Below are 20,601 nucleotides of genomic sequence, written 5' to 3'. Positions count from 1 at the left end.
AGCCGGGCCGTGTACTCTTACTCCTGCGCGCCCCACGGGGAGATCGCGCAGGCCCCCTTAGCTCAGTCGGCAGAGCGTCTCCATGGTAAGGAGAAGGTCTACGGTTCGATTCCGTAAGGGGGCTCGAGGGTTCAGCTGGACCCATCGCAGCGGTGTAGCTCAGATGGTAGAGCAAGCGGCTCATAATCGCTGTGTCGCCGGTTCAAGTCCGGCCACCGCTACTCTCGTCTTCCGGGCTCGTTGCCGGTGGTCGTAAGAAAATGGGCGCTTCTGGCGCCCACTTTGCATGTCCGCGCTGTCAGCGTCTAGGCTGGCGCGTCGTAGTTGTTTCCGTTAGCGAGGAAGGCACTCCGCCGTGGCGAAGGCTACCGATGTCCGGCCGAAGATCACTTTGGCGTGTGTGGAGTGCAAGGAGCGCAACTACATCACGCGCAAGAATCGGCGCAACGACCCCGACCGCATCGAGCTGAAGAAGTTCTGCTCGCGCGACGGTCGGCACACGGTCCACCGCGAGACCCGCTGACCGCTGGCCGGCCTCAGCCGGCCGCTGTCGAAGCTTTTCAATCGCCGATCTGACCGGTTTGGTGCGGCTCTGCCGCCGCCTACCGATCAGGTCGGCGATTGGGCTTTCCGTGTAGGTTCGCGGCATGCCTCTGGACCCTTCCTTTGTCGGCCGGACGTATCCGCCGACCGCCCCCTATCAGGTGGGCCGAGAAAAGATCCGCGAGTTCGCCAGCGCCATCGGCGCCACCGACCCGGCCCACCACGACCCGGAGGCCGCGCGGGCGCTGGGCCACTCCGACGTGGTTGCTCCGCCGACCTTTCCGGTGATCGTGACGATGGCCGCCAGCAGCCAGATCATCGAGGACCCGGCCCTGGGTGTCGACTACAGCCGCCTGGTGCACGGCGACCAGCGGTTCGCGTACACCCGGCCGGTGGTCGCCGGCGACGAGCTGGTCTGCACCAACACCATCGAGGACGTCAGCACCAGGGGTGGGCACGGCTTCCTGACCACGCGCACCGACGTGAGCACCGTCGGCGGCGAACCAGTGGTCGCGGTCTGGGCCAGGTATGTCATTCGCGGGGAGGCGTGAGATGGAGTTGCCAGCACAGACGTTTCAGGTGACCCGTGCGGACCTGGTCCGCTACGCCGGCGCCTCGGGCGACTTCAACCCGATCCACTGGAGCGACCGGGTGGCCACCACTGTCGGCCTGCCCGGGGTGATCGCCCACGGCATGTTCACCATGGCCTTGGTCGGCCGGGCGGTCACCGAGTGGGCCGGCTCGCCGGACGCGGTCGTTGAGTACGGCGTGCGTTTCACCCGGCCGGTGGTGGTCCCCGACGACGACCAGGGGACCGAGATCGAGGTTACCGCGCGGGTCCGTGAGGTGACCGGGGACGGTCTCACCCGACTCGAGGTGACCGCCACCTGCCTGGGCGAGAAGGTGCTGTCCCAGGCGCGGGCAACCATCCGTACGGCGCGCTGAACCGAGCCCGCCACGCGTGGCGGAGAGACCGGTTGGGAAAGTCGGGCGGCTACCCGTACACTGGTCCGCCGTGGGGCAAGTGACCCCTGCTCGGTCGTCTGTGGCCGCGTGGGGCGAGTGTTGCCACATAGGGGTGTAGCTCAATTGGCAGAGCAGCGGTCTCCAAAACCGCAGGCTGCAGGTTCAAGTCCTGTCACCCCTGCGCCTCAGGCCTGACCGTTCCCGTGGGTCGCGCCGCCAGCTTGGCGGCGTCCGGCCCGTGGTGGTGGAATCGGCGGGGTGGTCCGAGGCAGTCGGGCCCTCCGGGTGATCCACCGGCCGCGGCCCGTCGCGGGACGGTTGGGTCCGGCCGGCGTGACCAGCGCCGCGTACGCCGCTCGGCGTGCGACCCCAGATTCCGCGACGGAGGGCGAAGTGGCCGACAACAAGCGGCGCGACGACGACGGCGACGATCGTCTGGACGACGAGATCGTCGACGACGTGGCCGACGACGACGCCTCCGGCGCGGACGAGCCGGTTTCCCGGGGAGGCACCGCCACGCGGTCCCGTGCCCGGGCGGAGTCGGCGGACAGCCGACCGACCACGCGGTCGGAAACGGGTCGGGTGGGCGTCTTCGGCCGCATCGCCCGGTTCTTCCGCGAGGTCGTAGCCGAACTGCGTAAGGTCATCTGGCCGACCCGCAAGGAGTTGCTGACCTACACCGCCGTGGTGGTGGCGTTCGTCGCGGTGATGCTGACGATCGTGGGTGTGCTGGACTTCGGCTTCGCCAAGGTCGTGTTGTTTGTCTTTGGCAACTCGGACTGACCGGCTGCCTCCAGCCATAGTGACGGAAGTGAGCGAGCGTGCCTGAGTACGACGAGACCGCCGGACCGGTGGACGAGCAGTCCACGGTCGCGACGGCGGCTGGTGACGAGTCGGTTGAGGCCGCCAGCGAGCCGGAGTTCCCAACGACCGAGCCCGCACCGGACGAGGACTACGACCCTGTCGCGGAGCTGAGGCAGAAGCTGCGCTACGCGCCGGGCGACTGGTACGTGGTGCACTCCTACGCCGGCTACGAGAACAAGGTCAAGACCAACCTCGAGACCCGGATCACGAGCCTCGACATGGAGGACTTCATCTACCAGGTCGAGGTGCCGACCCGGGAAGAGGTCGAGGTCAAGAACGGTAAGCGTTCGCAGATCCAGGCCAAGGTCTTCCCGGGCTACATCCTGGTCCGGATGGAGTTGACCGCCGAGTCCTACTCCTGTGTCCGGAACACCCCGGGCGTCACCGGCTTCGTCGGCGCGACCGACCGGGCGGACCGGCCCGCTCCGCTCTCGCTCGACGAGGTGCTGAAGTGGCTGGCGCCGGCCGTCGAGACCGAGCAGAAGAAGTCGAAGCCGGAGATCAAGGTCCTCGACTTCGAGGTGGGCGACTCCGTCACCGTCACCGACGGCGCGTTCGCGTCACTGCCGGCCACGATCAGCGAGATCAACGCCGACCAGCAGAAGCTCAAGGTGCTGGTGTCGATCTTCGGTCGCGAGACTCCGGTGGAGCTCAACTTCAACCAGGTCGCCAAGATCTGATTGGTCGTCGGCGGCGGGCCCGGCCCGCCGCCGACGTCGGCGTACGCGCTCTCGCTCGACCTCGGCGGACGAGTGGGCTGCGGCCTGCGCTACTCTTGAATGTCGCCGCTGTCGCACCGCGCTGACCGTGCGCGCCCGAGGGCGGCGACAGCCGCATTTTCCCAGCTCCAAGCCCCAGGAAGTGACATGCCTCCGAAGAAGAAGCTCGTCAAGACGTTCACGCTTCAGTTGCCGGCGGGCCAGGCCACGCCGGCGCCGCCGGTCGGCCCCGCGCTCGGCCAGCACGGCGTCAACATCATGGAGTTCTGCAAGTCCTACAACGCGCAGACCGAGTCTCAGCGGGGCGACATCGTCCCCGCCGAGATCAGCGTGTTCGAGGACCGGTCCTTCACGTTCGTGCTGAAGACCCCGCCCGCTGCCCGGCTGCTGATCAAGGCCGCCGGTGTGCAGAAGGGTTCGGGTGTTCCGCAGTCCGAGAAGGTCGGCTCGGTCAGCCGCGCCCAGCTGCGTGAGATCGCCGAGAAGAAGATGGCCGACCTCAACGCCAACGACATCGCCCAGGCCGAGAAGATCATCGCCGGCACCGCCCGGTCGATGGGCATCACCGTCAACGACTGACGTCGGCCCCGGCCTTCGACCCGACCGTGGGAGGGCTCGCGCCGAGCGGCCCGCCAGAGACCACAGGAGTAATCAGCAATGCAGCGCAGCAAGAGCTACCGCAAGGCCGCCGATGTCATCGACCGGTCGAAGCTCTACACCCCCACCGAGGCCGTGAAGCTGGCCAAGGAGACCACCAACGTCAAGTTCGACGCCACGGTCGAGGTCGCCATGCGCCTCGGCGTCGACCCCCGCAAGGCGGACCAGATGGTCCGTGGCGTGGTCAACCTGCCGCACGGCACCGGTAAGACCGCCCGCGTGATCGTGTTCGCCAGTGGCGCGAAGGCCGAAGAGGCCGCCGCCGCGGGTGCGGACGAGGTGGGCACCGATGAGCTGGTCGCCCGCATCCAGGGTGGTTGGCTGGACTTCGACGCGGCGATCGCCACGCCGGACCAGATGGCCAAGATCGGCCGGATCGCGCGGATCCTGGGCCCGCGCGGTCTCATGCCGAACCCGAAGACCGGCACGGTGACCATGGACGTCACCAAGGCGGTGCAGGACATCAAGGGCGGCAAGATCACCTTCCGGGTGGACAAGCACTCCAACCTGCACCTGATCATCGGCAAGGCGTCCTTCACGGAGACCCAGCTGGTGGACAACTACGCTGCGGTGCTCGACGAGGTGCTGCGTGCCAAGCCGTCCGCGTCCAAGGGCAAGTACCTCCGCAAGGTCATCCTGACCACCACGATGGGCCCGGGCGTCCCGGTCGACCCGAACCTGGTGAAGAACCTTCGGGAGGACCAGGCCGACGCCTGAGCCGACAGATCGCTCCGCCGGGGCGCCGCCACGACCGTGGCGGCGCCCCGGCGCGTTCGAGGTGTGGCAGGCTCGACGCCATGCGGCTGGAGAACGTCTGGTTGCGGTACCACCGGCGGGGGCCGTGGGTGCTGCAGGGCATCGACGTACGGATCGGTCCCGGCGAGGCAGCGATAGTGCTGGGCCGCAACGGGGTGGGCAAGTCGACACTGCTCCAGGTGGCCGCGGGGGTCCTCCGGCCGGGCCGGGGTCGGGTCACCGACCGGCCGGCGCGGGTGGGCTGGGTGCCGGAGCGTTTCCCCGCCGACCAACCGTTCACTGTGACCCGCTACCTGACCGGGATGGCCCGGGTGGCAGGGCTGGGCAGGGCGGCGGCTGACGAGGCGGTGACCTTCTGGACGGACCGGCTCGGGCTGTCCGGCTTCCGCTCGGTCCGGTTGCCGGAGCTGTCCAAGGGCACCGCGCAGAAGGTCGGTCTCGCCCAGGCGATGCTGCGTCCGCCGGGCCTGCTGGTGCTCGACGAGCCGTGGGAAGGGCTGGACGCCACCACCCGCGAGTTGGTGCCGGAGCTGATCGCCGACGTGCTCGCCGCCGACGGGTCCGTCCTGATCAGTGACCACCGCGGCGAGACGGTCCGGCTGCCGGCCGCGCGCCGCTGGTTGGTGGCCGACGGTTCGCTCTCCGAGGAGACGTCGTCGACGGACGAGACGATCGCTGTGGTCGAGGTCGCGGTGCCGGCCGCGCGGGTCGCCGGCACCGTCGCCCGGTTGCGCGCCGAGGGCCACCAGGTGCTGCGGGTACGCTCCGACGCCTCCACCGCAGCACCCCAGGCCCGACCCGCCGAGCCGCTCCGGTCGGCAGGTGCCGCCCGACCCGCCGAGCCGTCGCCCGGGGCCGCCGGGGAGCTGGCAGCGGTGCAGCCGGAGGCCGCCGACCCGGTGGTCGAGCCGACGGCGGGGGAGACCCGGTGAGCGCCCTGGCCCGGATGCGGTTGGCCGGTCTCCTGCGAACCGGCCGGGCGTTGGCGCCGTTGCTCGCCGGCCTGATCACGCTCGGCACCCTCTACGGCGGTGGCCGCGCCCAGCCGGCGGAGGCGTACGGGGTCTCCGCTGTGGTGCTCTTCCCGGTGCTCGCCTGGCAGACCAAGATCCTGTTGGACGTCGAGCCGGACGTGCAGCGCCGGCTGGCGCAGGTGACTGTCGGGGTGGCCCGGGAGCGGTTGTCCGGGCTGCTCGCCGCCGCTGTGGCGGCGCTGGTGACGGTGGCCGTCGCGCTGCTCTTTCCGTGGCTGGTCGGCGGGGTGTCCGGCCCGGTCGGCCCGGGGGACCGGTCGATTCCGGTCGGGCTGGCGCTGGGCTTGTGGGCGCACCTGCTTGTCGTACCCGCTGCGGTTGCCCTTGGGGCGTTGGCCAGCCGGGCGTCGGTGGGCGGTGCCGGGTACGGCGTCGCGGTGCTGACCCTCGGCGGGGTCGGCGCTGTGGTGTTCGGCCTGACCGGCTCGGTGGCCCCCTGGCTGGCGCCGCCGATCATGGCGGCCGCCCGCACCACCGCCGGCGACGCCGCCGCGCTGACGCTGCTGGGGCTGACCGGGTGGGCGCTGGCCTGGAGCGCTGCGGTCGTCGGCGGCTACCTGTGGCGGCGCCGGGCCGAGGGCTGACCGGCGCAGGTAGCGGGTGACGTGGCTCACCGGGTGCGATTTGGTGCTGCTGGCCGGTGCGCGTATTCTTCAACCGTCATCCGTGTTCTCATGGATGAGGAACCACCCAGAGACCGCTGGTCACCGTGCTTCGGCACGGTCGAAGGTCCCGCGACAACGGGCGACCCGCGTAGGGCGGCAAGCGTAACTCGGCAGTGAGCATGGTCCGCCGACCATGACGATCCGCCGGCCCTCGCCCCGTGCGCCCTGCGCCGGGGCTTTTTCGTTGTCGCGCTGCCTCCGCCCCGTTCCGGCTTCGGCCGAGACGGTGACCAGCCTCGAGTAACGAGAGAGGAGGGACATGGCGGACAAGCCGATTCGGGCCGACAAGGCCACGGCCGTCGCTGAGCTGACCGAGAGCTTCCGCAGCTCGGGCGCCACCGTGCTGACCGAGTACCGCGGTCTGACGGTTTCCCAGCTCACCCAGCTTCGGCGCTCGCTCGGCGCCGATACCAGCTACACGGTCGCGAAGAACACGCTGGCCAAGCGTGCTGCGACGGACGCGGGCATCACCGGCCTCGACGAGCTGTTCACCGGTCCTACCGCGCTGACTTTCGTTTCGGGCGACGTCGTCGAGGCGGCGAAGGGGCTTCGCGACTTCGCGAAGGCCAACCCGAAGCTCGTCATCAAGGGCGGTGTCTTCGAGGGCAAGGCCATCACCGCGGCCGAGGTCACGAAGCTCGCCGACCTTGAGTCCCGCGAGGTGCTGCTGGCCAAGCTGGCCGGCGCGATGAAGGGCAACCTGAGCAAGGCCGCGGCCCTGTTCCAGGCCCCGCTGTCGAAGACCGCCCGTCTGGCGGCTGCACTGCAGGACAAGCGCGAGAAGGAGGGCGCCGAGGCGGCCTGAGGCCCCCACGGCGCACCAGTTCTTACTTAACAGAATCAGGAAAGGACGCCAGATATGGCGAAGCTCAGCACCGACGAGCTGCTCGACGCGTTCAAGGAGATGACGCTGATCGAGCTCTCTGAGTTCGTGAAGCAGTTCGAGACGACCTTCGAGGTCACCGCCGCTGCTCCGGTCGCGGTTGCCGCTGCCGGTGGTGCCGGTGGCGCTGCGGCCGAGGCCGAGCCGGAGCAGGACGAGTTCGACGTCATCCTCGAGGCTGACGGCGGCAAGAAGATCCAGGTCATCAAGGTCGTGCGTGAGCTGACCGGCCTGGGCCTCAAGGAGGCCAAGGACGCGGTCGAGTCCGCGCCGAAGGCCATCCTGGAGAAGGTCAACAAGGAGACCGCCGAGAAGGCGAAGGCCAAGCTCGAGGGTGAAGGCGCCAAGGTCACCCTCAAGTGACCTGACGTTCCACCAACGCGTACCCGGCTCGTGAGCTGGGACACCATCGCGTCGCGGCGGGCGGTGATCCGACACGGATCACCGCCCGCCGTTTTGGTGGATCTGCTTGCGACAGGTCCTGAGCTGGGCTCCGACCATGGGTACCCTTGTCCCGAACGAGCGTGGCGGGTCGCCCTCCAGTGGGAAACAAGGGACAACCCGGATACCGGCCCTTGACGCGGCCCGGGGCTGCCAGGCACGCTGACACCAGCAAGACACCGCGCTTGCGACGGCCACGACGTGGGTATGACAGCGACGGCACCATCGGCCGCTGTCACCCGAGCGGCCCAGTGGGGAGTTGCGTTCTGAGCGGCCCGGCAGACCCCGGTTGACGGGGGCCGAGGCGCGCTCCGCAAACAACCTGCGGGGTGGGCTGGACAGCGGTTAGCCTCTCGGCTACACTGCTAGTTTGCGCTGCCTTCCGACTTGACCCCTGCTCGGAAATGTCCGTTTACGGATATTTCTGGTGGGGTCATTGGAGTGCACGCGTACCAGCCGTTCTGCAGCACCGGTCCTCGGAAGGACGCATCTTGGCAGCTTCCCGCCCTGCGAAGACCAGTCGTACGTCGAGCGCATTCGCTCCCCGCCGAGTTTCATTCGGCAGGATCACCGAACACCTCGAGGTCCCCAACCTCCTTGCCATCCAGAACGAGTCCTTCGACTGGCTCGTCGGCAACGAGGCTTGGCAGGGCCGGTCGGCGGACGACCCGCACGCACGATCGGGTCTCGCGGAGATCCTTGAAGAGATCAGTCCCATTGAGGACTTCTCCGGCACCATGTCGCTCTCCTTCTCAGCGCCGCGCTTCGACGAGGTCAAGGCCTCGATCGAGGAGTGCAAGGAGAAGGACCTGACCTACTGCGCTCCGCTCTTCGTGACCGCGGAGTTCACCAACAACACCACTGGCGAGATCAAGAGCCAGACGGTGTTCATGGGTGACTTCCCGATGATGACGCCCAAGGGCACCTTCGTCATCAACGGCACCGAGCGCGTCGTGGTCAGCCAGCTCGTCCGGTCTCCGGGCGTGTACTTCGACAAGCAGCCGGACAAGACCTCCGACCGCGACCTCTCCAGCGTCAAGGTCATCCCGAGTCGGGGTGCCTGGCTGGAGTTCGACATCGATAAGCGCGACACGGTCGGTGTACGTATCGACCGCAAGCGTCGGCAGGCCGTCACCGTCCTGCTCAAGGCCATCGGATGGTCGGCCGAGCGAATCCGTGAGAAGTTCGGCTGGTCCGAGCTGATGATGACCACGCTCGAGAAGGACCACATCGCCGGCGCCGACGAGGCTCTGCTCGACATCTACCGCAAGCTGCGCCCTGGCGAGCCGCCGACGCGCGAGAACGCCCAGACCCTGCTCGACAACCTCTTCTTCAACCCGAAGAGGTACGACGTCGCCAAGGTCGGGCGCTACAAGTTCAACAAGAAGCTCGAAGTTGGTGTGCCGATCACCACCGGCACGCTGACCGAGGACGACATCGTCGCCACCGTGGAGTACCTGTGCCGGCTGCACGCCGGTGAGGACGGCTACGAGGCCGACGACATCGACCACTTCGGTAACCGGCGCCTCCGTACCGTGGGCGAGCTGATCCAGAACCAGGTTCGGGTCGGCCTGTCCCGGATGGAGCGTGTCGTCCGCGAGCGGATGACCACGCAGGACGTCGAGGCGATCACCCCGCAGACCCTGATCAACATCCGCCCGGTGGTGGCGGCGATCAAGGAGTTCTTCGGGACGTCCCAGCTGTCCCAGTTCATGGACCAGACCAACCCGCTGGCGGGCCTGACCCACCGGCGTCGGCTGAGCGCGCTCGGCCCGGGTGGTCTGTCCCGGGAGCGGGCCGGCTTCGAGGTCCGCGACGTGCACCCGTCCCACTACGGCCGGATGTGCCCGATCGAGACGCCGGAAGGCCCGAACATCGGCCTGATCGGCGCGCTGTCCACCTTTGCCCGGGTCAACCCGTTCGGCTTCATCGAGACGCCGTACCGGAAGGTCGTCGAGGGTCGGGTCACCGACCAGATCGACTACCTGACCGCGGACGAGGAGGACCGGTTCGTCAAGGCCCAGGCCAACGCGCGCCTGAAGGCTGACGGCACGTTTGCCGAGGAGCGGGTGCTCTGCCGTCGTAAGGGCGGCGAGACCGAGGACGTCCTCCCCGGTGCCGTCGACTACATGGACGTCTCGCCCCGGCAGATGACCTCGGTCGCGACCGCCATGATCCCGTTCCTCGAGCACGACGACGCCAACCGGGCATTGATGGGCGCGAACATGCAGCGCCAGGCGGTGCCGCTGGTCAAGGCCGAGGCGCCGCTCGTGGGTACGGGCATGGAGTACCGGGCCGCTGTCGACGCTGGCGACGTGGTGGTCGCCGAGGTCGGCGGTGTGATCGAGGACCTCTGCGCCGACTACGTCACCATCCACCAGGATGACGGCCACCGCCGGACGTACCTGCTGCACAAGTTCCGCCGCTCCAACGCCGGCTCCTGCGTCAACCAGAAGCCGGTCGTCTTCGAGGGCGACCGCGTCGAGGCCGGTCAGGTCATCGCCGACGGTCCGTGCACCGACGAGGGCGAGATGGCACTCGGACGCAACCTGCTGGTGGCGTTCATGTGCTGGGAGGGCCACAACTACGAGGACGCGATCATCCTGTCGCAGCGCCTCGTGCAGCAGGACGTGCTCACCTCGATCCACATCGAGGAGCACGAGGTCGACGCCCGGGACACCAAGCTCGGTCCGGAGGAGATCACCCGCGACATCCCGAACGTCAGCGAGGAAATGCTCGCTGACCTCGACGAGCGCGGCATCATCCGGATCGGCGCCGAGGTCGTCCCCGGTGACATCCTGGTCGGCAAGGTCACGCCCAAGGGCGAGACCGAGCTGACCCCGGAGGAGCGGCTGCTCCGCGCGATCTTCGGTGAGAAGGCGCGTGAGGTTCGGGACACCTCGCTGAAGGTGCCGCACGGCGAGACCGGCACGGTCATCGGTGTGCGCACGTTCTCCCGCGAGGACGGCGACGAGTTGCCGCCGGGTGTCAACGAGCTGGTCCGGGTCTACGTCGCCCAGAAGCGCAAGATCCAGGACGGCGACAAGCTCGCCGGCCGGCACGGCAACAAGGGTGTCATCTCGAAGATCCTGCCGATCGAGGACATGCCGTTCCTTGAGGACGGCACCCCGGTCGACATCGTGCTCAACCCGCTCGGTGTGCCGAGCCGGATGAACATCGGCCAGGTGCTGGAGACCCACCTCGGTTGGGTCGCCAAGACCGGTTGGAAGGTCGAGGGCGACGACGCCGATTGGAAGCGCCAGCTGCGCTCGATCGAGGCGCACGAGTCCGAGGGCGACACCAACGTGGCCACCCCGGTCTTCGATGGTGCTCGCGAGGAGGAGATCTCCGGCCTGCTCGAGTCGACCCTGCCCAACCGGGACGGCAAGCAGCTGATCGGGCGTACCGGCAAGGCGCAGTTGTTCGATGGTCGTTCCGGCGAGCCACTGCCGGACCCGATCGCGGTCGGCTACGTCTACATCCTGAAGCTCAACCACCTGGTCGACGACAAGATCCACGCTCGTTCGACCGGCCCGTACTCGATGATCACGCAGCAGCCGCTGGGTGGTAAGGCGCAGTTCGGTGGTCAGCGTTTCGGTGAGATGGAGTGCTGGGCGATGCAGGCGTACGGCGCTGCCTACGCCCTGCAGGAGCTGCTCACGATCAAGTCCGACGACGTGCTCGGCCGAGTGAAGGTCTACGAGGCCATCGTCAAGGGCGAGAACATCCCGGAGCCGGGCATCCCGGAGTCGTTCAAGGTGCTGCTCAAGGAGCTGCAGTCGCTGTGCCTCAACGTTGAGGTTCTCTCCAGCGACGGTGTGGCCCTGGAAATGCGCGAGACCGACGACGAGGTGTTCCGGGCCGCTGAGGAGCTGGGCATCGACCTGTCCCGGCGCGAGCCGAGCTCGGTCGAAGAGGTCTGAGGTGAGCGGTCGGGGGCCGGCTCGCCGGCCCCCGACCCCACCCGAGAATTAGCAGTACAGACGACGACATAGGGGACATAGTGCTCGACGTCAACTTCTTCGACGAGCTGCGCATTGGTCTCGCCACCGCCGACGACATCCGTCAGTGGTCGCACGGCGAGGTCAAGAAGCCTGAGACGATCAACTACCGCACCCTGAAGCCGGAAAAGGACGGGCTCTTCTGCGAGAAGATCTTCGGTCCGCAGCGGGACTGGGAGTGCTACTGCGGTAAGTACAAGCGCGTCCGGTTCAAGGGCATCATCTGTGAGCGCTGCGGCGTCGAGGTGACTCGCTCCAAGGTCCGTCGTGAGCGGATGGGGCACATCGAGCTCGCCGCTCCGGTGACCCACATCTGGTACTTCAAGGGCGTTCCGAGCCGGCTGGGTTACCTGCTGGACCTCGCCCCCAAGGACCTCGAGAAGATCATTTACTTCGCCTCGTACGTCGTGACGAGCGTGGACGCGGAGTCGCGTCACCGTGACCTCTCGACGATCGAGAACGAGATCCTGGCCGAGAAGCGGCAGTCCGAGAACAGCCGCGACTCGGAGATCGAGAAGCGGGCCGCCAAGCTCGAGGCCGACCTGGCCGAGCTGGAGGCCGAGGGTGCCAAGGCGGACGTCCGGCGCAAGGTCAAGGAGGGCGGAGAGCGCGAGATGCGCCAGATCCGCGACCGGGCCCAGCGCGAGATCGACCGCCTGGACGAGGTGCTGGACACCTTCCGCAAGCTGGAGCCGAAGCAGCTGGTCACCGACGAGCTGCTCTACCGCGAGCTGCGCGACCGGTTCGGTGAGTACTTCACCGGTTCCATGGGCGCCGAGGCGATCAAGGCGCTGGTCCAGAACATGGACCTCGACGCCGAGGCCGAGAGCCTGCGGGAGACCATCCGCTCCGGCAAGGGTCAGCGGAAGATCCGGGCGCTCAAGCGACTCAAGGTCGTCGCGGCGTTCCTGAACACCCGCAACTCGCCGCTCGGCATGGTGCTGGACTGCGTCCCGGTCATCCCGCCGGACCTGCGCCCGATGGTGCAGCTCGACGGTGGCCGCTTCGCGACCTCCGACCTGAACGACCTGTACCGCCGCGTGATCAACCGGAACAACCGCCTCAAGCGGCTGATCGACCTCGGCGCACCCGAGATCATCGTCAACAACGAGAAGCGGATGCTCCAGGAGGCCGTCGACGCGCTGTTCGACAACGGCCGTCGCGGCCGGCCGGTCACCGGCCCGGGTAACCGCCCGCTCAAGTCGCTGTCCGACATGCTCAAGGGCAAGCAGGGCCGGTTCCGCCAGAACCTGCTGGGCAAGCGCGTCGACTACTCCGGCCGTTCGGTCATCGTGGTCGGCCCGAAGCTCAAGCTGCACCAGTGCGGTCTGCCCAAGCAGATGGCGCTGGAGCTGTTCAAGCCGTTCGTGATGAAGCGGCTGGTCGACCTCAACCACGCACAGAACATCAAGTCCGCCAAGCGGATGGTCGAGCGTCAGCGCCCGGTCGTGTGGGACGTGCTGGAAGAGGTCATCGGCGAGCACCCGGTGCTGCTCAACCGGGCACCGACCCTGCACCGCCTCGGCATCCAGGCCTTCGAGCCGCAGCTGGTCGAGGGCAAGGCGATCCAGATCCACCCGCTGGTCTGCACCGCGTTCAACGCCGACTTCGACGGTGACCAGATGGCGGTGCACGTGCCGCTGTCCGCCGAGGCTCAGGCCGAGGCGCGGATCCTGATGCTGTCGTCGAACAACATCCTCAAGCCGGCCGACGGTAAGCCGGTCACCATGCCTACCCAGGACATGGTCATCGGTCTGTACCACCTCACCCACCTCACCGTCGGTGAGAAGGGCGAGGGCCGGGCGTTCAGCTCGGACGCCGAGGCGCGGATGGCCTTCGACAACGGCGAGCTGCACCTGCAGGCGCCGGTGAAGATCCGTCTCCGTGGCGTGGTCGGTGTCGACAACGGCAACGGCTCCGAGGCGTGGAGCGCCCCGGAGGGCTGGGTCGAGGGTGACCCGCTGACCGTGGAGACCACACTGGGTCGGGTGCTGTTCAACGAGACGCTGCCGCAGGGCTACCGCTTCGTGAACTACGAGATCCGCAAGGGTCAGCTCTCCGCCATCGTCAACGACCTCGCCGAGCGCTTCCCCAAGGTGGCGCTGGCCGCCACCCTGGACGGGCTCAAGGAGGCCGGTTTCCACTGGGCCACCTGGTCCGGCGTGACGATCGGCATGGAGGACGTCATCGCTCCGCCGCGCAAGGCGGAGATCCTGGCGAAGTACGAGAAGGACGCCGACCAGATCGACAAGCAGTACCAGCGTGGTCTGATGACCGCCGAGGAGCGTCGCGGCGAGCTCATCGAGATCTGGACCAAGGCGACCAACGAGGTCGCCAAGGAGATGGACACCGCGCTGCCGCAGGAGAACCCGCTGTGGAAGATGATCAACTCGGGTGCTCGCGGTAACCTGCTCCAGCTCCGGCAGATCGCGGCGATCCGTGGTCTGGTGGCCAACCCCAAGGGCGAGATCATCCCGCGGCCGATCAAGGCCAGCTACCGGGAGGGTCTGTCCGTGCTGGAGTACTTCATCTCCACGCACGGTGCCCGTAAGGGTCTCGCCGACACCGCGCTGCGGACCGCCGACTCGGGTTATCTGACCCGTCGTCTGGTGGACGTCTCGCAGGACGTCATCATCCGCGAAGAGGACTGCGGTACCGACCGGGCGATCCCGATGCAGATCGGCGAGAAGCTGGACGGCAAGCTCGTCGTCCACACCCACGCCGAGACCAGCGTGCACGCCCGCACCCTCGCCGACGACATCAAGGGGCCCGACGGCACCGTGGTCGCCGAGCGCGGTCAGGACATCAACTCCATCGGGGTCGACAAGATCGTCGCCGCTGGTGTGGAGACGGTCCGGGTGCGCAGCGTGCTCACCTGCGAGTCGAAGCTGGGCGTCTGCGCGGCCTGCTACGGCCGGTCGCTGCCGACCGGTAAGTCGGTCGACATCGGCGAGGCGGTCGGCATCATCGCCGCCCAGTCCATCGGTGAGCCCGGTACGCAGCTGACGATGCGTACCTTCCACACCGGTGGTGTCGCGGGTGAGGACATCACCCAGGGTCTGCCGCGTGTTCAGGAAATCTTCGAGGCTCGGGTCCCGAAGGGTAAGGCGCCCATCGCCGACACCCCCGGTCGGATCCGGATCGAGGACGGCGAGCGCTCGCGCAAGATCATCGTGGTGCCGGACGACGGCAGCGAAGAGATCGTCTACGACAAGATCTCGAAGCGCGTCAAGCTCCGTACCCACGACGGCGGTCACGTCGCGGTCGGCGAGAAGCTGACCGAGGGCACCATCGACCCGCACGAGCTGCTGCGGATCATGGGTCCGCGGGCGGTCCAGGTCCACCTGACCAGTGAGGTCCAGGAGGTCTACCGCTCGCAGGGTGTGCTCATCCACGACAAGCACATCGAGATCATCATCCGCCAGATGCTCAAGCGGGTGACGGTCATCGACTCCGGCTCGACCGAGTTCCTGCCGGGTGTGCTCGTCGACCGGGCGCTGTTCGAGTCGGAGAACCGCCGACTCGTCTCGGAGGGTGGCGAGCCCGCCGCCGGTCGTCCGGTGCTGATGGGTATCACCAAGGCCTCGCTGGCCACCGACTCCTGGCTCTCGGCGGCCTCCTTCCAGGAGACCACCCGGGTGCTGACCGACGCTGCGATCAACTCGCGCAGCGACTCGCTGGTCGGCCTCAAGGAGAACGTGATCATCGGAAAGCTCATCCCGGCCGGTACCGGCATCAGCAAGTACCGCAACGTCCGGGTCGAGCCGACCGAGGAGGCCAAGGCCAAGGTCTACTCGATGACCGGTTACCCGGAGACCGACTACGGGTTCGGGCCGGCCAGCGGGCAGGCCGTGCCGCTGGACGACTTCGACTTCGGGTCGTACCGCTAAGCACCAGTCACACGACGAGGCCCCCGGTGAAAGCCGGGGGCCTCGTCGTGTCCGTGCCCACCCACCCCTGGGCCGGGTTCGGCATGATGGGGGGATGACGACAGCACCCGGGCAGGTGTCCGTCGCCCAGCAGGGCGTACGCCACCCGCTGGACCCGGACCCGGCCCGCGCCACGAAGGCACGGGCGGTCTTCGCGCTGGGCCTGCTCGGCATGCTGACCGGGCTGTTCATCGGTGGCGTGGTGCCCGCCACGGTGGCCCTGCAACTGGCCCGGCAGGCGCGCCGGGAGGCGTACGCCTCGGGGGGTTTCCTGACCGGCGGCGTCTGGCTGCGACGGGGGGAGTGGATGGCCTGGACCGGCCTGGTGCTGGTCGCGGTCAGCGTGGTGGCCGCTGTGGTCATCGGGGTGGTCCGGTTGGCCGGTGCCCCGTTCGGCCACGACTACCCGGCGAACATGGACTGAGCCGCCGGTGGCCCCGCCCGGCGCGGGCGGCGACGCTCGCGGCGGTAGCCTGGCCGGTGTCCGCCATGTGGCGGTGGCGGCCTTTCGACAGGAGGACCTCGTGACGGAACCCGCGCGGCCCCCTGCGGACGAACCGGCCGGCCCGCCGGACCCGCCGGTTCCGCCATCCGAGCCGAGCGACTGGGCGCGACCCGGTCCGAGCGGCGAGCCACACCCACCGGTGTCCACACCGAGCCCGCCGCCCCCCGCGGCACCGCCTCCCGGTTGGGGTGCGAACGGCTGGGGCACGACCGAGGCGTCCGGCTCCGGGCAGCCGTACCCGGTCTCCAGCGCACCGACCTCGACGCCGCACGGCTGGGGCCCGCCGGCCTCCGGGCCGGGTGTGCCGCCTGGATGGGGCCCGCCGGCGGCTGGTTCGGGAGTGCCGTACGGCTGGGGTCCGTCGCCCTCCGGGCCGGGTGTGCCGCCTGGGTGGGGTCCTCCCTCGTCTGGGCCGGGTGTGCCGCCTGGGTGGGGTCCGCCCTCGTCTGGGCCGGGTGTGCCGCCTGGGTGGGGTCCGCCCTCGTCCGTTCCGGCTGCGCCGTACGGCTGGGGTTCGCCGTCGTCCGGGCCCGGGGCACCGCCCGGCTGGGGTCCGCCACCGCCGGGGCACGGCCCCGGGTGGGGTGGCACGCCGGGGCGTTCGGTACCGCCGCCGCCGACCGACGACCAGCGGCGGCCGCCGAAGCGGGTGGAGTCGGTTTCGGGTACGCCGTTCGGCGTCGTGCACCTGGACGTGGCACCGGTCACCTCCGGGCTGGCCATCGGGGCGCTGGTGGCGGGGATCGCGTCGGTCCTGGTCTCACTGCTGGTGATCTGCTTCGGAGTGGCCTTCAAGAACGACGGCGGGGCCTGGGCCTCCGGGGCGTTCGCCGCGCTGGGTGTGCTGGCCGGCGGGGCGGCGATCGTCATCGGGCTGCTCGGCCGGCGGCAGATCCGGCGGCCGACCGCGCCCTCCGCGGTCCAGTTCACCGGCCGCGGGCTGGCGATGGCCGGGGTCAGCTGCGGCGCGGCGGGGGCACTGCTCAGCCTGCTGGGCCTGGCTCTGGCCCTCCTTCTCACACTGACGTGAGGGTGATCACCGATAACTTCGGCACCTGACGGGGCTTTCCCCGGAAGGCTTCCGGTCACGCCGGGGGCGATGGGTGCTTCCGCGGGGAAGCCGGTACACTTGTATTCGTAGGTGCCCATCGCGGGCGACGGGGCAGGACGAGATCCGGCTGGCGGTTGTGAGACGGTCGCCGGGCCATTCCGTTTTGACCTGGGCGGTTGTGGTAGGTACTCTTTCCCCTTGTGCCCGGGCATGCCCGGGCAACTCGTGCGTGCGCTGTTTCCGGCTTACGGACGGCGGCACGACAAGCCAAAGATCCGGGGCGGGGCGACCCGCGCGCCGGTGACCAAACCCGGTACGCACGCGAAAGCGTCGCAACTGGGCCGTGACGAGGGCGACACGCCCGACCGCGGGTGCCGGGGTCTCCGCAAGGCGACCCTGGTCGGAATGTAGGAGAGCCGGTCATCAGGCCGGCTAACGAGCAGACGGCGCGGCCGCGATGCGGCCGAAGGGAGCGGAGAAACCCGGTGCCCACGATCCAGCAGCTGGTCCGAAAGGGCCGCCAGGCGAAGACGACCAAGACCAAGACCCCGGCGCTGAAGGGTTCCCCTCAGCGGCGCGGCGTGTGCACTCGCGTGTACACCACCACCCCGAAGAAGCCGAACTCGGCGCTGCGCAAGGTCGCTCGCGTGAAGCTCAGCAGCCAGATCGAGGTGACCGCCTACATCCCCGGCGTCGGTCACAACCTGCAGGAGCACTCGATCGTGCTCGTTCGCGGTGGTCGGGTGAAGGACCTCCCCGGCGTGCGTTACAAGATCGTTCGCGGCTCGCTGGACACCCAGGGTGTCCGCAACCGCAAGCAGGCGCGCAGCCGTTACGGCGCGAAGAAGGAGAAGAGCTGACATGCCGCGTAAGGGACCCGCTCCGCGGCGGCCACTGGTCGCTGACCCGGTGTACAACTCGCCGCTGGTCACCCAGCTCGTGAACAAGATCCTGCTCCGCGGCAAGCGTCAGCTCGCCGAGTCCATCGTTTACGCGGCCCTCGAGGGCTGCCGCGAGAAGTCCGGCACCGACCCGGTCGTCACCCTCAAGCGGGCGATGGACAACGTCAAGCCGACCCTCGAGGTGCGCAGCCGTCGTGTCGGTGGCGCCACCTACCAGGTTCCGGTCGAGGTTCGTCCGACCCGGGCGACCACCCTGGGCCTGCGCTGGCTGGTCACGTACTCCCGCGCCCGGCGCGAGAAGACCATGGTCGAGCGGCTGATGAACGAGCTGCTGGACGCGAGCAACGGCCTCGGTGCCGCCGTCAAGCGGCGCGAGGACACGCACAAGATGGCCGAGTCGAACAAGGCCTTCGCGCACTACCGCTGGTAACACCCTGGTTCCGGCGCCTCCGGGCGCCGGAACCGCCACCAGTTGAGTCGAGACGACGATAAGTAGGGATTGAAGTGGCCGCCGCAGACGCGCTCGCCAAGGTACGCAACATCGGCATCATGGCGCACATCGATGCCGGTAAGACCACGACCACCGAGCGAATCCTGTTCTACACCGGCATCACGTACAAGATCGGTGAGGTCCACGAGGGCGCTGCCGTCATGGACTGGATGGAGCAGGAGCAGGAGCGTGGTATCACCATCACCTCCGCTGCTACCAAGTGTGAGTGGAAAGACCACACGATCCAGATCATCGACACGCCTGGCCACGTCGACTTCACGGTCGAGGTCGAGCGGTCGCTGCGGGTCCTGGACGGTGCGGTAGCGGTTTACGACGGTGTCGCCGGCGTGGAACCGCAGACGGAGAACGTCTGGCGGCAGGCCGACAAGTACAACGTCCCGCGTATGTGCTTCGTCAACAAGCTCGACCGGACCGGCGCCGACTTCTTCCGCTGCGTGCAGATGATGATCGACCGGTTGAACGCCACCCCGCTGGTGCTCCAGATCCCGATCGGGCTCGAGGGTGACCACATCGGTGTCGTCGACCTGATCGGCATGCGCGGGCTCACCTGGCGCGGGGAGACCCAGAAGGGTGAGGACTACGCGGTTGAGGAGATCCCGGCCGAGCTGGCCGACTCCGCAGCCGAGTGGCGCGAGAAGCTGATGGAGACCCTCGCCGACGTCGACGACGCGGTGATGGAGAAGTACCTGGAAGGCGAGGAGATCCCCGCCGAGGAGATCAAGGCCGCCATCCGGCGTGCCACCATCGCCGGCAAGGCCAACCCGGTGCTCTGCGGCTCGGCGTTCAAGAACAAGGGCGTTCAGCCCATGCTCGACGCCGTTGTCGACTTCCTGCCGTCGCCGCTGGACGTCCCGGCGATCGAGGGTACGGCCACCGACGGCGAGACCCCGCTGCTGCGTAAGCCGTCCAACTCGGAGCCCTTCTCCGGCCTGGCCTTCAAGATCCAGACGGACAAGCACCTGGGCAAGCTCACCTACGTGCGGGTCTACTCCGGCACGCTCGATTCCGGTTCCCAGGTGGTCAACTCCACCAAGGACCGCAAGGAGCGCATCGGCAAGATCTACCAGATGCACGCCAACAAGCGGGAAGAGCGTCCGTCGGCGCAGGCCGGCGACATCATCGCCGTGCAGGGTCTCAAGCAGACCACCACCGGCGACACTCTCTCCGACCCGGCGAACCCGGTGATCCTGGAGTCGATGACCTTCCCGGAGCCGGTCATCTCGGTGGCGATCGAGCCGAAGACCAAGTCCGACCAGGAGAAGCTGGGTACTGCCATCCAGCGCCTGGCCGAGGAGGACCCGACCTTCCGCGTCCAGCTGGACGAGGAGACCGGTCAGACGGTCATCTCCGGCATGGGTGAGCTTCACCTGGACATCCTGGTCGACCGGATGCGCCGCGAGTTCAACGTCGAGGCGAACGTCGGCAAGCCGCAGGTGGCGTACCGCGAGACCATCCGCCGCAAGGTGGACAAGGTCGAGTACACCCACAAGAAGCAGACCGGTGGTTCCGGCCAGTACGCCCGCGTGATCGTGAGCGTCGAGCCGCTTCCGCTGGACAACGACTCGCCGACCTACGAGTTCGCCAACGCCGTCAGCGGCGGCCGCATCCCCCGGGAGTTCATCCCCTCGGTGGACGCCGGTGCGCAGGACGCGTTGCAGTACGGCATCCTCGCGGGCTTCCCGCTGGTCGGTGTGAAGCTGACCCTGCTGGACGGCCAGTACCACGAGGTTGACTCGTCGGAAATGGCATTCAAGATCGCCGGCTCGATGGTGATGAAGGACGCGGCCCGCAAGGCCGATCCGGCACTGCTCGAGCCGATGATGGCCGTTGAAGTCACCACTCCTGAGGAGAACATGGGTGACGTCATCGGTGACCTCAACTCCCGCCGCGGCATCATCCAGGCGATGGAGGAGCGCAGCGGCGCCCGCATCGTCCGGGCCCTGGTGCCGTTGTCGGAGATGTTCGGCTACGTCGGCGACCTGCGGTCGAAGACCCAGGGCCGGGCTAGCTACAGCATGCAGTTCGACTCCTACGCCGAGGTTCCGCAGAGCGTCGCGAAGGAGATCATCGCCAAGGCAACGGGCGAGTAACGCCCTGAGCAGGTGATTCGTGGTTGGTCGCGGGAGGTTTCACCCGCCCGCGACCACCACGATCGGATCGCGTGAGACCGGGCC

The 20,601-nt window shown here is 68.3% G+C and carries 18 protein-coding genes and 3 tRNA genes; all 21 read left to right on the top strand.

All coding sequences use genetic code 11. The annotated features are described in order from the left end of the window. Positions 1 to 51: 51 nt before the first annotated feature. Positions 52 to 124, top strand: a tRNA-Thr gene (locus NIE79_RS17095). 24 nt (positions 125 to 148) lie between these two features. Further along, a tRNA-Met gene (locus tag NIE79_RS17090) sits at positions 149 to 221 on the top strand. 134 nt (positions 222 to 355) lie between these two features. After that, the gene (gene rpmG, locus NIE79_RS17085) at positions 356 to 523 is read left to right on the top strand and encodes a 50S ribosomal protein L33 (protein WP_238679512.1); all 168 of its coding nucleotides are present in this window, start codon (positions 356 to 358) and stop codon (positions 521 to 523) included. 124 nt (positions 524 to 647) lie between these two features. After that, complete coding sequence (locus NIE79_RS17080; RefSeq protein ID WP_238679511.1) at positions 648 to 1,094, top strand: MaoC family dehydratase N-terminal domain-containing protein; 447 nt, start codon at positions 648 to 650, stop codon at positions 1,092 to 1,094. A 1-nt stretch (position 1,095) separates the two neighbouring features. Continuing rightward, positions 1,096 to 1,488: a MaoC family dehydratase gene (locus tag NIE79_RS17075; RefSeq protein ID WP_238679510.1), complete on the top strand. Its 393-nt coding sequence runs from the start codon at positions 1,096 to 1,098 to the stop codon at positions 1,486 to 1,488. A 129-nt stretch (positions 1,489 to 1,617) separates the two neighbouring features. Beyond that, a tRNA-Trp gene (locus NIE79_RS17070) sits at positions 1,618 to 1,690 on the top strand. Between the two features lie 212 nt (positions 1,691 to 1,902). Next, the gene (secE, locus tag NIE79_RS17065) at positions 1,903 to 2,292 is read left to right on the top strand and encodes a preprotein translocase subunit SecE (RefSeq protein ID WP_030329860.1); all 390 of its coding nucleotides are present in this window, start codon (positions 1,903 to 1,905) and stop codon (positions 2,290 to 2,292) included. A 38-nt stretch (positions 2,293 to 2,330) separates the two neighbouring features. Then, the gene (gene nusG / locus NIE79_RS17060) at positions 2,331 to 3,053 is read left to right on the top strand and encodes a transcription termination/antitermination protein NusG (protein ID WP_238667527.1); all 723 of its coding nucleotides are present in this window, start codon (positions 2,331 to 2,333) and stop codon (positions 3,051 to 3,053) included. 186 nt (positions 3,054 to 3,239) lie between these two features. Next, entirely contained in the window at positions 3,240 to 3,671 is a 432-nt protein-coding gene (gene rplK, locus NIE79_RS17055; RefSeq protein ID WP_091402426.1) for a 50S ribosomal protein L11, read from the top strand. A 78-nt stretch (positions 3,672 to 3,749) separates the two neighbouring features. Beyond that, the gene (gene rplA, locus NIE79_RS17050) at positions 3,750 to 4,466 is read left to right on the top strand and encodes a 50S ribosomal protein L1 (protein WP_238679509.1); all 717 of its coding nucleotides are present in this window, start codon (positions 3,750 to 3,752) and stop codon (positions 4,464 to 4,466) included. A gap of 80 nt (positions 4,467 to 4,546) precedes the next feature. Further along, the gene (locus NIE79_RS17045; RefSeq protein WP_238679508.1) at positions 4,547 to 5,437 is read left to right on the top strand and encodes an ABC transporter ATP-binding protein; all 891 of its coding nucleotides are present in this window, start codon (positions 4,547 to 4,549) and stop codon (positions 5,435 to 5,437) included. Further along, the gene (locus NIE79_RS17040; protein ID WP_238679507.1) at positions 5,434 to 6,123 is read left to right on the top strand and encodes a hypothetical protein; all 690 of its coding nucleotides are present in this window, start codon (positions 5,434 to 5,436) and stop codon (positions 6,121 to 6,123) included. Before NIE79_RS17045 ends, NIE79_RS17040 begins: the two co-directional genes overlap by 4 nt. Positions 6,124 to 6,463: 340 nt before the next feature. After that, the gene (rplJ, locus tag NIE79_RS17035) at positions 6,464 to 7,009 is read left to right on the top strand and encodes a 50S ribosomal protein L10 (protein ID WP_112584808.1); all 546 of its coding nucleotides are present in this window, start codon (positions 6,464 to 6,466) and stop codon (positions 7,007 to 7,009) included. 54 nt (positions 7,010 to 7,063) lie between these two features. Continuing rightward, positions 7,064 to 7,450 carry a 50S ribosomal protein L7/L12 gene (gene rplL, locus NIE79_RS17030; RefSeq protein WP_238679506.1) on the top strand — a complete coding sequence of 129 codons (387 nt, stop codon included), beginning with the start codon at positions 7,064 to 7,066 and terminating at the stop codon, positions 7,448 to 7,450. A 569-nt stretch (positions 7,451 to 8,019) separates the two neighbouring features. Next, positions 8,020 to 11,451, top strand: coding sequence for a DNA-directed RNA polymerase subunit beta (gene rpoB, locus NIE79_RS17025; protein WP_238679505.1), 3,432 nt, complete (start codon positions 8,020 to 8,022; stop codon positions 11,449 to 11,451). Between the two features lie 80 nt (positions 11,452 to 11,531). Then, positions 11,532 to 15,419 carry a DNA-directed RNA polymerase subunit beta' gene (locus NIE79_RS17020; RefSeq protein WP_238679504.1) on the top strand — a complete coding sequence of 1,296 codons (3,888 nt, stop codon included), beginning with the start codon at positions 11,532 to 11,534 and terminating at the stop codon, positions 15,417 to 15,419. 94 nt (positions 15,420 to 15,513) lie between these two features. Then, the gene (locus tag NIE79_RS17015; protein WP_210784125.1) at positions 15,514 to 15,882 is read left to right on the top strand and encodes a hypothetical protein; all 369 of its coding nucleotides are present in this window, start codon (positions 15,514 to 15,516) and stop codon (positions 15,880 to 15,882) included. A 730-nt stretch (positions 15,883 to 16,612) separates the two neighbouring features. Next, the gene (locus NIE79_RS17005; RefSeq protein WP_238679544.1) at positions 16,613 to 16,993 is read left to right on the top strand and encodes a hypothetical protein; all 381 of its coding nucleotides are present in this window, start codon (positions 16,613 to 16,615) and stop codon (positions 16,991 to 16,993) included. A gap of 506 nt (positions 16,994 to 17,499) precedes the next feature. Then, the gene (gene rpsL, locus NIE79_RS17000; protein WP_007465318.1) at positions 17,500 to 17,874 is read left to right on the top strand and encodes a 30S ribosomal protein S12; all 375 of its coding nucleotides are present in this window, start codon (positions 17,500 to 17,502) and stop codon (positions 17,872 to 17,874) included. 1 nt (position 17,875) lies between these two features. Continuing rightward, positions 17,876 to 18,346, top strand: a complete 471-nt coding sequence (rpsG, locus tag NIE79_RS16995) for a 30S ribosomal protein S7 (protein ID WP_007465317.1) — start codon at positions 17,876 to 17,878, stop codon at positions 18,344 to 18,346. Between the two features lie 74 nt (positions 18,347 to 18,420). Continuing rightward, positions 18,421 to 20,517, top strand: a complete 2,097-nt coding sequence (gene fusA / locus NIE79_RS16990; protein WP_308193185.1) for an elongation factor G — start codon at positions 18,421 to 18,423, stop codon at positions 20,515 to 20,517. Positions 20,518 to 20,601: the final 84 nt, after the last annotated feature.

The sequence above is a fragment of the Micromonospora trifolii genome, from assembly GCF_022229005.1.
GTDB lineage: Bacteria > Actinomycetota > Actinomycetes > Mycobacteriales > Micromonosporaceae > Micromonospora > Micromonospora trifolii.
Note: the sequence above shows the minus strand (reverse complement) of the source record. Positions and strands in the feature narration are given on the sequence as shown.